This window comes from Janthinobacterium sp. YR213 (genome assembly GCF_900099875.1).
Classification (GTDB): Bacteria; Pseudomonadota; Gammaproteobacteria; order Burkholderiales; family Burkholderiaceae_D; genus Janthinobacterium; species Janthinobacterium lividum.
Genome location: NZ_FNDA01000003.1, coordinates 481,683 through 495,646, shown reverse-complemented (window position 1 = coordinate 495,646; position 13,964 = coordinate 481,683). Strand labels below are relative to the sequence as shown.

Annotated in this window: 15 protein-coding genes; 11 read left to right on the top strand and 4 right to left on the bottom strand. The window is 61.5% G+C overall.

Features of this window, described 5'->3' with window-relative positions:
* The first annotated feature begins 204 nt into the window (after positions 1 to 204).
* From BLT98_RS16215 to BLT98_RS16185, 7 genes are all read left to right on the top strand, one after another.
* Positions 205 to 1,230, top strand: coding sequence for a LacI family DNA-binding transcriptional regulator (locus BLT98_RS16215; RefSeq protein ID WP_092609407.1), 1,026 nt, complete (start codon positions 205 to 207; stop codon positions 1,228 to 1,230).
* Positions 1,230 to 2,717 (top strand): sugar ABC transporter ATP-binding protein, encoded by a 1,488-nt coding sequence (locus BLT98_RS16210; RefSeq protein ID WP_092609404.1) that lies wholly within the window; start codon positions 1,230 to 1,232, stop codon positions 2,715 to 2,717. Before BLT98_RS16215 ends, BLT98_RS16210 begins: the two co-directional genes overlap by 1 nt.
* The gene (locus BLT98_RS16205) at positions 2,698 to 3,705 is read left to right on the top strand and encodes an ABC transporter permease (protein ID WP_092609402.1); all 1,008 of its coding nucleotides are present in this window, start codon (positions 2,698 to 2,700) and stop codon (positions 3,703 to 3,705) included. Before BLT98_RS16210 ends, BLT98_RS16205 begins: the two co-directional genes overlap by 20 nt.
* Positions 3,706 to 3,808: 103 nt before the next feature.
* Positions 3,809 to 4,741 carry a substrate-binding domain-containing protein gene (locus BLT98_RS16200; protein WP_225317255.1) on the top strand — a complete coding sequence of 311 codons (933 nt, stop codon included), beginning with the start codon at positions 3,809 to 3,811 and terminating at the stop codon, positions 4,739 to 4,741.
* A gap of 79 nt (positions 4,742 to 4,820) precedes the next feature.
* Positions 4,821 to 5,873 (top strand): sugar phosphate isomerase/epimerase family protein, encoded by a 1,053-nt coding sequence (locus BLT98_RS16195; protein WP_092609396.1) that lies wholly within the window; start codon positions 4,821 to 4,823, stop codon positions 5,871 to 5,873.
* A gap of 9 nt (positions 5,874 to 5,882) precedes the next feature.
* Positions 5,883 to 7,034: a Gfo/Idh/MocA family protein gene (locus tag BLT98_RS16190; RefSeq protein WP_244517511.1), complete on the top strand. Its 1,152-nt coding sequence runs from the start codon at positions 5,883 to 5,885 to the stop codon at positions 7,032 to 7,034.
* A gap of 9 nt (positions 7,035 to 7,043) precedes the next feature.
* The gene (locus BLT98_RS16185; protein WP_092609390.1) at positions 7,044 to 7,340 is read left to right on the top strand and encodes a 2Fe-2S iron-sulfur cluster-binding protein; all 297 of its coding nucleotides are present in this window, start codon (positions 7,044 to 7,046) and stop codon (positions 7,338 to 7,340) included.
* Between the two features lies 1 nt (position 7,341).
* Here the strand turns inward: BLT98_RS16185 and BLT98_RS16180 are convergent, their stop codons facing one another.
* Positions 7,342 to 7,653 carry a hypothetical protein gene (locus tag BLT98_RS16180; protein ID WP_070258491.1) on the bottom strand — a complete coding sequence of 104 codons (312 nt, stop codon included), beginning with the start codon at positions 7,651 to 7,653 and terminating at the stop codon, positions 7,342 to 7,344.
* A 92-nt stretch (positions 7,654 to 7,745) separates the two neighbouring features.
* On the opposite strand from BLT98_RS16180, the gene BLT98_RS16175 reads away from it, so the two are divergent.
* Both BLT98_RS16175 and BLT98_RS16170 read left to right on the top strand, forming a co-directional pair.
* Positions 7,746 to 8,015: a MoaD/ThiS family protein gene (locus tag BLT98_RS16175; protein ID WP_034783656.1), complete on the top strand. Its 270-nt coding sequence runs from the start codon at positions 7,746 to 7,748 to the stop codon at positions 8,013 to 8,015.
* Positions 8,016 to 8,029: 14 nt separating this feature from the next.
* On the top strand, positions 8,030 to 9,127 hold the full coding sequence (locus BLT98_RS16170; protein ID WP_092609976.1) for a WD40/YVTN/BNR-like repeat-containing protein: 1,098 nt from the start codon (positions 8,030 to 8,032) through the stop codon (positions 9,125 to 9,127).
* Here the strand turns inward: BLT98_RS16170 and BLT98_RS16165 are convergent.
* Positions 9,100 to 9,723 (bottom strand): TetR/AcrR family transcriptional regulator, encoded by a 624-nt coding sequence (locus tag BLT98_RS16165; RefSeq protein ID WP_092609387.1) that lies wholly within the window; start codon positions 9,721 to 9,723, stop codon positions 9,100 to 9,102. The genes BLT98_RS16170 and BLT98_RS16165 overlap by 28 nt on opposite strands.
* Positions 9,724 to 9,892: 169 nt before the next feature.
* Between BLT98_RS16165 and BLT98_RS16160 the strand changes: the two genes are divergently transcribed.
* Positions 9,893 to 10,936, top strand: a complete 1,044-nt coding sequence (locus BLT98_RS16160) for an MBL fold metallo-hydrolase (RefSeq protein ID WP_092609384.1) — start codon at positions 9,893 to 9,895, stop codon at positions 10,934 to 10,936.
* 1 nt (position 10,937) lies between these two features.
* Here BLT98_RS16160 and BLT98_RS16155 read toward each other — a convergent pair whose 3' ends face one another.
* On the bottom strand, positions 10,938 to 11,270 hold the full coding sequence (locus BLT98_RS16155; RefSeq protein WP_139179280.1) for a hypothetical protein: 333 nt from the start codon (positions 11,268 to 11,270) through the stop codon (positions 10,938 to 10,940).
* Between the two features lie 453 nt (positions 11,271 to 11,723).
* Between BLT98_RS16155 and BLT98_RS16150 the strand changes: the two genes are divergently transcribed.
* Entirely contained in the window at positions 11,724 to 12,734 is a 1,011-nt protein-coding gene (locus BLT98_RS16150; RefSeq protein WP_092609378.1) for a substrate-binding domain-containing protein, read from the top strand.
* Between the two features lie 68 nt (positions 12,735 to 12,802).
* Here BLT98_RS16150 and BLT98_RS16145 read toward each other — a convergent pair whose 3' ends face one another.
* Positions 12,803 to 13,897: a type I restriction endonuclease gene (locus BLT98_RS16145; protein ID WP_092609375.1), complete on the bottom strand. Its 1,095-nt coding sequence runs from the start codon at positions 13,895 to 13,897 to the stop codon at positions 12,803 to 12,805.
* Positions 13,898 to 13,964 lie beyond the last annotated feature (67 nt).

Sequence of the window (13,964 nt, the reverse complement as noted above, 5' to 3'; positions counted from 1 at the left end):
GTGCTCCCTGATCTGCGACACGGCGTTTTGCCGTGCAGCAGAATACCTCGCCGCCACAGAAATAGCCGCTTGCGGCGGCCCGCGCAGGGCCACTTTTGTGCCGCCTTTCTGCCTCTTTTTTGCGCATTGCAGCATCGATATTGTTTGCATCGGGCGCGCGACTGGCTTATAAATGTAATCGATTACATTTTATTGAAAAGCGCCATGCCAGCAGCCGTTCCTTCTCCATTGCCGACAGAAACCGTCTCCATCAGCGCCGTCGCCGCGCATGCGGGCGTGTCGGTGGCCACCGTCTCGCGCGTGATGAACGAGCAGGCCGGGGTGCGGGCGCCCACGCGCGACAAGGTGCTGGCGTCCGTGGCCGCGCTCGGCTACCGCATGAATCATCTGGCGCGCAGCCTGCGCACGGCAGAGAGCCGCATGCTGCTCACCATGGTGCCCGACGTGGGCAACCCCTTCTATGCGCAGATCGTGCGCGGCATCGATACGGTGGCGCGCGAACACGGCTATTTCGTCTTGCTGTGCGACACGGGCGCCGACGCGGGCCGCGAGCGCTCGTACTTCGACTTGCTGCGCATGCACCGCGCCGACGGCGCCATCTGCCTCGACCCGGACACGGTGCAGCATGCCCTGTCGCATGAATCCGTCAGCCTGCCGTGGGTGGCGTGCTGCGAATTCGATCCCGCCGTGGCCGTACCCTATGTCGGCATCGACAACCACCGGGCCGCCTCCGATGCCGTCGCGCATCTGCTGTCGCGCGGCCATACGCGCATCGGCCTGATCAACTCCGACGAGCGCTATCTGTACGCGCGGCAACGCCAGCAAGGCTACCTGGACGCCCTGGCGGCGGCCGGCCTGCCCGTGCAGCCGCAGTGGGTGCACACGGTGCAAAGCCTCGATTACGAAGCGGGCACGGCCGCCACCTTGCGGATGATGGCGGGACCGGATGCGCCCACGGCCATCTTTGCCGTCTCCGACACCCTGGCCATCGGCGTGCTGAGTGCGCTGCGCCAGCTGAAAAAAAGGGTGCCCGAAGACGTGGCCGTCATCGGCTTCGACGATATCGCCATCGCCGCGCAGATCGACCCGGGCTTGAGCACCATCGCCCAGCCGATGCGCGAACTGGGCGAGACGGCGGCGCGATTATTGCTGCAGCGCTTGGCGGACCCGGCGGCCAATGTGCCGGGCGTGCTGCTGCAACACCGATTAATTCTGCGAGGGAGTGCATAGTGAGCGTTGCCGTCGGTTTCGAGGGGGTCTGCAAGGATTTCGGCCCCGTGCGTGTCTTGCATGGCGTCAGTTTCAACCTGTCGCCAGGACGCGTGTATGGCTTGCTGGGCGAAAATGGCGCCGGCAAGTCGACCCTGATGAAAATCCTTGCCGGCTATGAGGCCGTGAGCGAAGGGCAGTTGCTGATCGATGGCCAGCCCCGGCGCTTTAGCAGCTCGCGCGCGGCGGAGAGCGCCGGTATCGTGCTGATCCACCAGGAATTCAACCTGGCCGAGCACCTGACGGTGGCGCAAAACATGTTCCTCGGCCACGAAAAGACGCGCGGCTGGCTGCTCGACGAGGCCGCTATGCAGGAAGAAGCCTCGCGCTACCTGAAACAGGTGGGCCTGGATGTATCGCCCGACACGAAAATCCGCGACCTGATCGTAGCTGAAAAGCAACTGGTGGAAATCGCCAAGGCCCTGTCGCGCCGCGCCCGCTTCCTGATCATGGACGAACCGACGGCCACCTTGACGTCGTCGGAAACCCAACGATTGTTTGCCGTCATGGCCCAGCTGAAAGCGGACGGCGTGACTATTTTGTATATTTCCCACAAGCTCGACGAAGTCGAGCGCAACACGGACGAAGTCATCGTCATGCGCGACGGGCGTTTCGTCACGCGCGAGCCGACGGCCAGCCTGACGCGCCAGCAGATGGCGAACCTGATGGTGGGGCGCGAATTGTCCGACATGTTCCCGGCCAAGGTGGCGCTGGCGAAAGAAGCTCCTGTGCTCCTGAAGGTCGACGGCCTCTGCGTGCCCGGCTGGTCGAAAGACCTGTCGTTCGAGGTGCGCGCCGGCGAAGTGCTGGGCTTTGCGGGCCTGGTGGGCGCGGGGCGCACGGAATCGTTCGAGGCCTTGCTGGGCTTGCGCCCGCGCAGCGCGGGCACGATCGAGCTCAATGGCCAGCCGGTGGATATCCGCACGCCCAAGCAAGCGATGCAGCACGGCATGACTTACCTGAGCGAAGACCGCAAGGGAAAAGGTCTGCATGTGAACCTGGGCTTGCGCGAAAACCTCACCATGATGACGATGGAGCGCTATGCGCGGCCGTGGCTGAACTTGAAAGCGGAAAAGGGGGCGCTGGCCAAGGCGGTGCTTGACTTCAATATCCGCACGGGCGACCTGGACAGCCGCGCGCGCATGCTGTCGGGCGGCAACCAGCAAAAGCTGGCGCTGGCGAAATACCTGCATTCCGACCCGCGTGTCGTCGTGCTCGATGAACCGAGCCGCGGCGTGGACGTGGGCGCCAAGCGCGACATTTACTTTTTGATACACCGCCTGGCCGCCGAAGGGCGCGCCGTGATCGTGATTTCATCCGAACTGATCGAATTGATTGGCCTGTGCCACAGAGTCGCCGTGATGCGCGCCGGCACCTTGCAAGCCACCCTGTCTGCTGACCACCTGACTGAAGAGGAGTTGATTGCCCATGCAACCGGCACGCACTGATACCACCGTATCCCCTATTGCTCGATTCGGCGCGCGCATCAAGGGCTTTGGCCCTGTGCTGGGCCTGCTGGCCCTGTGCATCGCGGGCACCTTGCTCAATGGCGATTTCGCCACCTTGGACAACCTGATGAACGTGCTCACGCGCACGGCCTTCATCGGCATCATCGCCGTCGGCATGACTTTCGTGATTATCTCGGGCGGCATCGACCTGTCCGTTGGCTCGATGGCGGCCCTGATCGCCGGCTGCATGATCTATTTCATGAATGCGCTGGCGCAAGGGGCCGGGGGGGATCTGGCGCCGATCACCATGCTGGTGCTGGGCATCGCCATGGCGCTGATCCTTGGCGCGGGCTTTGGCCTGATGCATGGCTTGCTCATCAGCAAGGGCAATATCGAGCCGTTCATCGTGACATTGGGCACCCTCGGTATCTTCCGCGCCGTATTGACGTACCTGGCCGATGGCGGCGCCCTGACCCTGGACGCCACCCTGTCCGAGCTGTACAGCCCCGTGTATTACACGAGCGTGCTGGGCGCACCGATACCGATCTGGATTTTCCTGTTCGTGGCGGCGGCCGGCGCCATCATCCTCAACCGCACGACCTTTGGCCGCCACGTGCAGGCGATCGGTTCCAACGAGCAAGTGGCGCGCTATGCGGCCATCAATGTTGATAGAGTCAAGATCGCCACCTATATGCTGCTGGGCGTCTGCGTGGGCATCGCCACGGTGCTGTACGTGCCGCGCCTGGGCTCGGCCACGCCGACCACGGGCTTGCTGTGGGAACTCGAAGCCATCGCCGCCGTTGTTGTGGGCGGCACGGCGCTGAAGGGAGGCGAGGGACGCATCGTCGGCACCGTGATCGGCGCCATCCTCTTGTCCGTGATCAGCAATATCCTGAATTTGACCAGCATCATCAGTGTCTACCTGAATGCCGCAGTGCAAGGCGTGGTGATCATCGCCGTCGCCTTCCTGCAGCGAGGCCGCAAATAAAACAAGAGCGGCGTTCTGAAAGGGCGGCCAACGGGCGCCCACAACCTTGGAGGAGAGCAGCATGAAGAGCTTTATACGGGTAGCAGGGATGGCAGTGCTGGTGATGCAGGCGTGGGCGCTGCCAAGCGCGCAAGCGGCCGGGAATGGGGGAAATAAGCTGGTGGTCGGCGTGGCCATTCCCACGGCCACGCACAGTTTCACGTCGGGTATCGTGTGGTGGGCGAACCAGGCCAAGGCGGAGCTGGAAAAAGCCCATCCTGGCCTGAAAATCATCGTCAAGACGGCCGCCACGGCGCCCGAGCAGGCGAACCAGTTGCAGGACATGTTGACGGTGAACAAGATCAACACCCTGGTGATCTTCCCCATCGAATCGGCCTCGCTGACGCAGCCCGTGGCGCAAGTCAAAAACAAGGGCGTGTACGTGACCGTGGTCGACCGCGGCTTGACGAACACGCAGTCGCAGGATGCGTACATCGCCGGCGACAACACGGCTTTCGGCAAGCTGCCGGCCGAATACCTGGCGAAGAGCCTGAATGGCAAGGGCAATATCGTCGTGCTGCGCGGCATGCCGACCACCCTGGACAACGAGCGCTACGATGCATTCAGTGCCGTCATGAAAGGCCATCCCGAGATCAAGGTGCTGGACGCCAAGTACGGCAACTGGAACCGCGACGATGCCTTCAAGGTCATGCAGGATTACCTGACCCGCTTCAAGCATATCGACGCCGTCTGGGCCGCCGATGACGATATGGCCATCGGCGTGCAAAAGGCCATCGCGCAAGCCAAGCGCACGGACATCAAGCAAGTGTTCGGCGGCGCGGGCGCGAAGGGCGCCGTGAAAAAGATCATGGATGGCTCCGACCCGCTGATCGTGGCCGACGTATCGTACTCGCCCAAGTTCATGTACGACGCCATCAAGCTGACGACGGAAGCGCGCCTGAAAGGTGATAAATTGCCGGCCAACACCATCATCCCGTCGGTGCTGATCACGCGCGAGAACGCCAAGCAGTTCTACTTTCCGAACTCGCCTTTTTAACGATACCCTAAAACAAGGACTGGGGTCGTACCCTCAGCGTACGACCCCGGGTTTCGGTTGGGGTTAACAGGACATTGATATGAAAACCATCCAGGGCCCGGCCATTTTCCTGGCCCAGTTTCTCGGCGACGAGCCGCCGTTCGACTCGCTCGAGCACCTGGCGCAATGGGCGGCCGGCCTCGGTTACAAGGGCTTGCAGCTGCCGACGGCGCCGCGATTGTTTGACCTGGAACAGGCGGCCAGCAGCCAGCAGTATTGCGACGACGTGCAAGCCTTGCTGGCGCGCCACGGCTTGCAGGTGACGGAACTGTCGACGCATTTGCAGGGCCAGCTGATCGCCGTGCATCCCGCTTACGACGCCCTGTTCGACGGCTTTGCGCCCGAACATGTGCGCGGCGACAGCGCGGCCCGTACAGCCTGGGCCACGCAGCAATTGCTGTGGGCGGCCACCGCCTCGCAGCGCCTGGGCCTGAAGGCGCACGTGACGTTTTCCGGCGCGCTGGCCTGGCCGTATCTGTATCCATGGCCGCAGCGCCCCGCCGGCCTGGTGGAGACGGCTTTCGCGGAGCTGGCGAAACGCTGGCTGCCCATCCTCGACGCGTTCGATGCAGCGGGCGTGGACCTCTGTTATGAGTTGCATCCGGGCGAGGACTTGCACGATGGCGTGACGTTCGAGCGCTTCCTTGCCGCCGTCAACGATCACCCGCGCGCATCGATTCTGTACGACCCCAGCCACTTCGTGCTGCAGCAGCTCGACTATCTGGCCTTCATCGATATTTATCATGCGCGTATCAAGGCCTTCCATGTCAAGGACGCGGAATTCCGGCCGAACGGGCGCCAGGGCGTGTATGGCGGCTATGGCGACTGGCAAGACCGGGCCGGGCGCTTCCGCTCGCTGGGCGACGGGCAGATCGACTTCAAGGCGATCTTTTCCAAGATGGCGCAGTATGACTTTCCGGGCTGGGCCGTGCTGGAATGGGAATGCTGCCTGAAACACCCGGAAGATGGCGCGGCCGAGGGCGCGCGATTCATCTGCGAGCACATCATCCACGTGGCCGAACACGCGTTCGACGATTTCGCGGGCAGTGCGGTTGACCAGGATCAAATTCATCACTTGCTTGGCTTGAAATAAGGATACGACATGCAGCGACGCTTACGACTGGGCATGGTAGGGGGCGGGCAGGGCGCGTTCATCGGCGCCGTGCACCGCATCGCGGCGCGCATCGACGACCAGTACGAACTGGTGGCGGGCGCCTTGTCGTCCGACCCGGATCGTGCGCGCGACAGTGGCGCCGCGCTGCACCTGGCGCCCGAACGCTGCTACAGCGATTACCGCGCCATGGCGCAGATGGAGGCCGCGCGCGCGGACGGTATCGAGGCCGTGGCCATCGTCACGCCGAATCACTTGCACGCGCCCGTCGCCACGGCGTTCATGGAAGCGGGCATCCATGTGATCTGCGACAAGCCGCTGGGAATATCGTTGGCGGAAGGCCAGGCGCTGGCGGCGCTGGCCGAGCGGAAAAACCTGCTGTTTGCGCTCACGCACACCTATAGCGGCTACCCGCTGCTGCGCCATGCGAAGGCCATGGCCGAGGCGGGCGACATCGGCGAATTGCGCCTCGTGCAAGTGGAGTATTCGCAGGACTGGCTGGCCGATTCGATTGCTGCTGGCGGCATGAACGAGGGCAACTGGCATAACGATCCGCAGAAGGCGGGGCCGGGCGGTGTCCTGCTCGACGTGGGGCTGCATGCGTATCACCTGGCGCAATTCGTCAGCGGACTGACGCCGCATGCCGTGCTGGCGGAACTGTCGACCTTTGTACCGAACCGCAGCCTGGACGACCACGTGCAGGTCATGCTGCGCTACGCCAACGGGGCGAAAGGCACCCTGTGGGCCAGCCAGGTGGCGACCGGTTGCGAAAACACGGTGCGCCTGCGCCTGTTCGGCAGCAAGGCACAGCTGGACTTTGACCAGGAACAACCGAATGCACTGTGGTTTACGCCGCAGGGCGGCAACCGCCAGCTGCTGCGTCCGGGCCGGGTCGACAGCGCCGCCGCGCGCCACGCCACGCGGGTGCCGGCCGGCCATCCGGAGGGTTATCTGGAAGCGTTCGCCCAGCTGTACCTGGATGCGGCCTTGCGCATTCGAGCCTTGCAGGCGGGCTTGCCCGTGCCCAAGGAAGCCGGCTGGCTGCCGACTGTCACCGATGGCGTGGCCGGCCTGGCCTTTGCGGAAGCCGTGCTGCGCAGCCATGCGGATGGCGGTCACTGGACCGCGCTGGCGGACTGTTAAACTGGAGGCATGAGCGCACCTCCCTTTACCATCACCATCGTTCCGCAAGGCTGGCAATTCCCGGCCGAGGCAGGCACCACCATCCTGGCTGCCGCCGAACTGGCCGGTATCCGCCTGCTCAGTTCCTGCCGCAACGGCACCTGCCGCACGTGCTTATGCCACATGCCCGAAGGAAAGATACGCTACACGGTGGACTGGCCCGGCATCAGCCCCGATGAACGGCTCGACGGCTATATCCTGCCCTGCGTGGCCGTGGCGGACAGCGATGTCACCATCCAGGCGCGCGCCGTGCGCACGGGCAATTAATTCACGACGGCTTGCCGCCCTTGAGGCGCTGCAGCAGGGCGTCCACGCTGTCGCTGACGGGCAAGCCATGGCGGCGCAGCAGCTGCACGTGCAATACCAGGTTTTCCAGCACCAGCTTGGCCGCCACGGCCAGCAGGGCCAGGTTGCGGTCTTCCGGGCTGAAACTTTCCATCGCGTCGGCCATCTCGCACAGGTGGTTGGCGATCAGCCCGCGCAATTCCTGCTCGTCGAAGGGCAGGTCGGCAAAATCGATGGGATCGGCCACTTCCACTTCCTGCATCAGCACCGCTAGTTCTTCCGGGGTAATCGTCATGCCTGGCCTCCTTGTGTGCTTGCCTCTATTTTAATTGTATTGGCCGCAAAGGGGACTAGAATGAGTCGAGGCCGACGACGTCGAAGGGCAGCATGGCGCATTTGCATTTTACGCAACAACTGGCACGCTACCTGGACGTTCCGACGGTGGAGGTGGCCGCGCCACGGCTGCGCGCCGCCCTCGATGCCGCGTTTGCCCGGCAGCCGCGCCTGCGCGGTTATGTGCTCGACGAGCAGGGCGCCCTGCGCCCGAATGTGGTGATCTTCATCGATGGCGCCCGCTGCCGCGAGCGGCGCGTGCTCGACGACGCCTTGCTGCCCGACAGCCAGGTGTATATCTTGCAGGCACTTTCCGGAGGTTAATCATGGGACAAGGCATGGCTCAACGCGCGTATCTCGGCACCCGCAAGGGCTTGTTCCAGTTCGATGTCGATGCGGCCGGCGCCTGGCAGCTGGCGCTGGTGCAGTTTGCCGGCGACCCCGTTTCCATGCTGCTGTACGATGGCCGCGACGGCACCTTGTATGCGGCCCTGAACCTGGGGCACTTCGGCGCCAAGCTGCACCGGCGCGACGGGGGCGCCAGCGCGTGGCAGGAAGTCGCCGTGCCCGCCTATCCCGCCAAGCCGGAAGACAGCACCGATACCGTGGACTGGACCTTGCAGCAGATATGGTCGCTGGCGGCCGGCGGCGCGGACCAGCCCGGCGTGCTGTGGGCGGGCACCTTGCCTGGCGGCCTGTTTCGTTCCAGCGACCGCGGCGACAGCTGGCAGCTGGTGGAATCCCTGTGGCACGTGCCGCAGCGGGCGCAGTGGTTTGGCGGCGGCTATGACGTGCCCGGCATCCACAGCATCTGCGTCGACCCGCGCGACAGCAACAAGGTGCTGGTTGGCGTGTCCTGCGGCGGCGTGTGGCAAACGGTCGATGGCGGCGCCAGCTGGGCCTTGAGCGCGACGGGCATGCGGGCCGACTACATGCCGCCCGAGCTCGATGAAAACGAAGCCGTGCAAGATCCGCACCGCATCGTGCGCAGCGCCGGCACGCCGGACGCGCTGTGGTGCCAGCACCATAACGGCATCTGGCGCTCGCACGATGCCGGCTGGCACTGGCAGGAAGTGACGACGGCGCCGCTGTCGCATTTCGGCTTTGCCGTGGCCGTGCACCCGCGCGATGGCGACACGGCCTGGTTCGTGCCGGCGCAGGCGGATGTGCTGCGCATTCCCATCGATGGCGCGCTGGCCGTCACGCGCACGCGCGATGGCGGAAAAACCTTCGAGGTGTTGCGCGCGGGATTGCCGCAGCAGCATTGCTATGACCTGGTCTACCGCCACGGGCTGGCGCTGGCCGACGATGGGCGCAGTTTATTGATGGCGTCGACGACGGGGGGCGCCTGGTATTCCGGCGACGAGGGCGAGCATTGGCAGAGCATCTCTGCCCACTTGCCGCCCGTTTATGCCGTCTGTTTTGCCACGCCGTAGTAGCACAGGAAGATATCGACGGCCAGTGCCGTCACTTCGCGCCGGCGTGCCGGGCTCAGCAGAGGCTCACCGAGGGTGATCTGCGGCCAGAAGGCAAAGGTTTTTAACGGCGACATCAGCAGGTGCGCCACTTCCAGCGTCTCGCCCGCCTTGATGCGCCCGTCTTGCTGCGCCGCGCGGATCCAGATATTCAAGCCGGTTTCCTTTTCATTCAGGCGCGTCACCATCGCTTGCGCCCGCTCGGGCGAGTGGATGGTTTCGCCAAAGATCACGCGCGCCAGGTCGATGAAAGCGGGATCGCACAGCAAGTCCATCTTTTGCTCGACCAGGGCCAGCACCTGGGGCCGCAAGGGCTGGTCGGCAACATAGGGCACGGCAGGCTGGGCCATGCTGCTTTCCCACATGCGCTGCAGGATTTCCGCGAACAGCTCGTCCTTGCTGGGGAAATGGTTGTACACGGTGCGCTTGGATACAGCAGCCGTGGCGGCGATCTTGTCCATGCTGGTCGCATCAAAACCGTGCTCGCGGAACTCGGCGATGGCGGCATCGACGATGGCGACGCGCTTGCGGTCGGTGAGGCGTTGCGGTGCGGCCATGGCGGGAAATCTCCTTTGAAAACAATATTTTACACCTCTTGGTTTACTTTGCCAGAAATAGGAACTACACTGTGTAGTGTAATTTAATCCTTGTTAATTCTTTGCCGGGCCGCATATGCACTTGCACCGAGTCGCACGTCGTCTCTTCTTTCTGGGAGTCCTGATCATCATGAGTTCTTGCACCTTGCGCGCCGCGCCTGCCGCACCGATAGAATCGCCCCAACGCCACGAAGGCAAGTTCCGTAATCCCGTGCAGATGCACAAGCTGGGCACGGCAGCGACGCTCAAGCTGATGTGGACATTTTTCTTTGACAAACCCGACAGCACGGTGCCGGCTGCGGCTGTGCCCGTGCAAGCCTTGACCCGGGCGCAACTGCTGGCCGCACCCGACAACAGCCTGTTTCGCCTCGGCCATTCGACCCTGTTGCTGAAACTGAACAATGAATTTTTCCTCACCGATCCCGTGTTTTCCGAGCGCGCCTCGCCGGTGCAGTGGGCAGGACCGAAACGTTTCCATCAGCCACCCATCAGCATCGCCGATTTGCCGCCGATCAAGGCCGTCATCCTGTCGCACGATCATTACGACCACCTCGACCATGCGGCCGTGCTGCAACTGGCCGCCAAGACCGAACACTTCGTTACGCCGCTGGGCGTGGGTGACACCTTGGTCGCATGGGGCGTGCCGAAAGACAAGGTGCAGCAATTCGACTGGTGGCAGGGTGCGACGTTTGCCGGCGTGAAACTTGTCGCCACGCCATCGCAGCATTTTTCGGGACGCGGCTTGTTTGACGGCAATCAAACCCTGTGGGCATCGTGGGTCATCGACGCACCGGACGTGCGCGTGTTTTTCAGCGGCGACTCCGGCTATTTCGACGGTTTCAAGCAAATCGGCGACAAATACGGCCCGTTCGACGTGACCATGATCGAGACGGGCGCCTACGACAAGCTGTGGCCGGACGTGCACATGCAGCCTGAACAGACCTTGCAAGCCCACCTGGACTTGCGCGGCAAGTGGCTGATGCCAGTGCATAACGGCACCTTCGACCTGGGTCTGCATGCCTGGCATGAACCGTTTGACCGCATCACGGGGCTGGCGGCCAAGCAGGGCGTGAACCTGGCCACGCCGCAGATGGGCGAGGCAGTCGACCTGGCGCAGCCGAAGAAGGGCGAAAAATGGTGGCTGGCGATGCTGGAAGAGGAGATGATTCGGTAATTTACGCCGTCACGTCGATCAGGCGTCCCAGGGTCTGGCCATAACTGTTCAGCTGGGGCGTGCTTTTCGGCGCGGCGGGGACCGCTTGCTGCGGCACGGCCAGCTTGATCGCCTGGTCCAGCTGCGGCGCCTTGATGGCGGTGGGGGCATCTGCCTGGGCTTGCTGGCTGTTGCGTTGCGTCTGGCTCAGCGATTCCTGTTCCCGTGCCAGCAACTGGCGGCTTTGCGCCAGCTGTTCACTGTCGCGCTGTACCTGGTTCTGGCCTTGCTCGACCCGGCGTTGCGCCGTGGCCAGCGAGGCTTGCAAGTTGTTGACGGACGTTAGCGTGACCACATTGTTCACCTTTGAAAGTATGTCCAGGCGTGCAGGGATGGGGGAAGCCCGGGCGGATGTGCTGCGTCAGGCATCATTGTTCGAACATGCCAGGCGGTAATCTTTACCTGCATCAAGAGTAGGACAAATTCTCGCACAGTTCCAGTAAATTATGTTTTCTTGATAATGCTAACGTGCGCACCTTGCATGCCCAAGCCGGCACCCTGAAATTGCTGCAGCACTTGTCAAAGTGAGTACCCGCTGTCGCTTTTTACCTTGTCTTGACTGCTATCGCCGATGTGGCGCTGCGGAGAGGGTGGAAGTGGCCGCATTCAAAACGTTGCTTTTTAAATAGTCAATGTATTGTTGTTTTTGTACCATGTCTGCGCACGCTAATGCGCGGCCTGTTTGGCGCTCTGGGCTATAATTGACGGTCAGAGTTGGTTTCTTTTGCCATACAGACAGGTAGTTAACATGAATCTCAAGAGCCTCGCAATTGCCCTCGGCATGTCGAAAACGACAGTCAGCAGGGCGTTGAACGGCTATCCGGAAGTCAATTCCCGCACCCGTGAAATCGTCCTGGCCGCCGCCAAGAAAGTCGGCTACCGGCCCAACCCGCTGGCGCGTAGCCTGGCCGTCGGCCGCACGAATGTGCTGGGCATGATCTATCCCCTGCTGCCCAGCGACCTGGGCGACAGCGTCTTTCTTTCCGTGGTGAATGGCATGTCGGACGCCGTGGAAGCATCGAAGATGAGTTTGATCATCGCTCCCGTATCGCCGCAGAACGAACAGCCCTCGTATGAAACCATGGTGCGCGGACGCCAGGTCGATGGCCTGGTGGTGGGCCGCACCAAGGTGGTCGACGAGCGCATCGCCTACCTGACGAAGGTCGGCTTTCCTTTTGTGGCGAACGGCCGCACGCGCATCGATGCGCCGTATGCGTATTTTGACTACGACAACGATACGGGTATCGACCTGGCCGTGTCTTTCCTGGCGGCACACGGCCACCAGCGCATTGCCCTGCTGAGCGCGCCGCTGGATCTGCACTTCGCGTATGAACGCAAGGAAAGCTTTATCCGCTGCATGGCGCAAGCGGGCTTGCCGGTCGATCCCGCCTATCTGCTCGACAATACTTTTGACCGCCGCAGCGGTTACCAGGCCATGCAGCAATTGTTGGCCTGCTCGCCCCGTCCCACGGCCGTCATCGTCGACAATCACTTGTCCGGCGTGGGCGTGGTGCGCGCGCTGATGGATGCGGGCATCGAAATCGGCAAGGAAATTTCCGTCATCGTCTGGGGCAATGTGGAAGACACCTTGATCGGCATCAACGTCACCACCATCGACCAGCCCGACCTGCGCCGCGCCGGCGCCAAGATGGTGGAAATGCTGCAATCCCTGCTGGCCGGCACGCCGCCGGAACGGCTGCAGGAAATCTGGCAACCGGTGCTGTTGCCGGGGGCGACGGTGGGGCGTTGTCTGGATTGAGATTGCTTGGGCTACCAAGTCCGGGACTCGTCCCGGACTTGGTTCTAAGCTGCATTTGATACTATTTCTTACGCTGTTTTATCAGCATCTTCTGCAGGTAAATGCATCAGGACGGTAGCCTTTAATTGCTCTGCATGCGTGTACAGATCGTCGAGACTAGCGATCGGAAACTTCTCTTCTTCCTTCTTTTGATTGAACAGGCCCACGGCAAGTTTCTCGGTATTGTTGAAGCGTAGGCGGCAAACTGGTTTGCGATTATTGTCATCTAGCAAAATTGCGCAGTAGCTCTGTGAATCACGCATGACAATGCGGCGTGAGCTGACGACGCCGCGCAGTATCGCGCGAATGATGTGCAACCCTTCTATTTCCTCTGGTGTGGTGATGATAGGATTTTCAACCACACCTTCAGGAGGAATGACGGGAGCCAATTCTTGTATTGGTGATGACTCCGGCGTCATCGCACCCTTGAGCCGATCATTGATACGCTCCCCCAACAATTGCTCAAATGCCCGTTTGGTAATGACGGTAAACTGGTCTTTGACGGCGGGAGTAAAGCGCTTTCCTCCGAGTAGATCTGACGACAGTATTTTCACAAAATCTTCAGACGGATTATGCATCCATTCAGCCAGGCGATTCTGGATGGCGCGCGTATATTTTAGATCGTTTGCTGTCGTTAATATGGTATCGACGTCGAATAGCGATTTTGCAAATTTCTTCAACTCATCCACATCCCGCTCTTTAAAATCCAGAATATTGAACTCAAAGAATGGTTTTTCATCCATCTTGTTGGGTTGTTCGAGGTCTGTGAAAAATTTATAGGTAAGGCCGTTTGTTAATACACCGAAGCGTGCCGCTGTGACATGGAAATATCTGAATAGCTGTCCAGCATGATTGATGCTCAGGTCACCGCCACTTTTCTTGCATTCGAAGAGAATAATCGGTTTTCCATCACTCAGAATCGCGTAATCGACTTTTTCTCCCTTTTTTGTACCCACATCGGCAATTAGTTCAGGTGTCACTTCCGTGGGATCGAATACGTTGTAGCCCAAAATCTGGATGAAGGGCATGATCATCGCATTTTTTGTGGCCTCCTCCGTTTGAATAATATCCTTGGTTGCGGCAATTCTGGAGGCAAGTGCTCTGAGGTGATCGATTAAATCCATTGCTTTTCCTATGCGTGGGTAGAAATAGGTGAACGTATTCGTTCCTGGTGAAGTGCAGAATGCACGA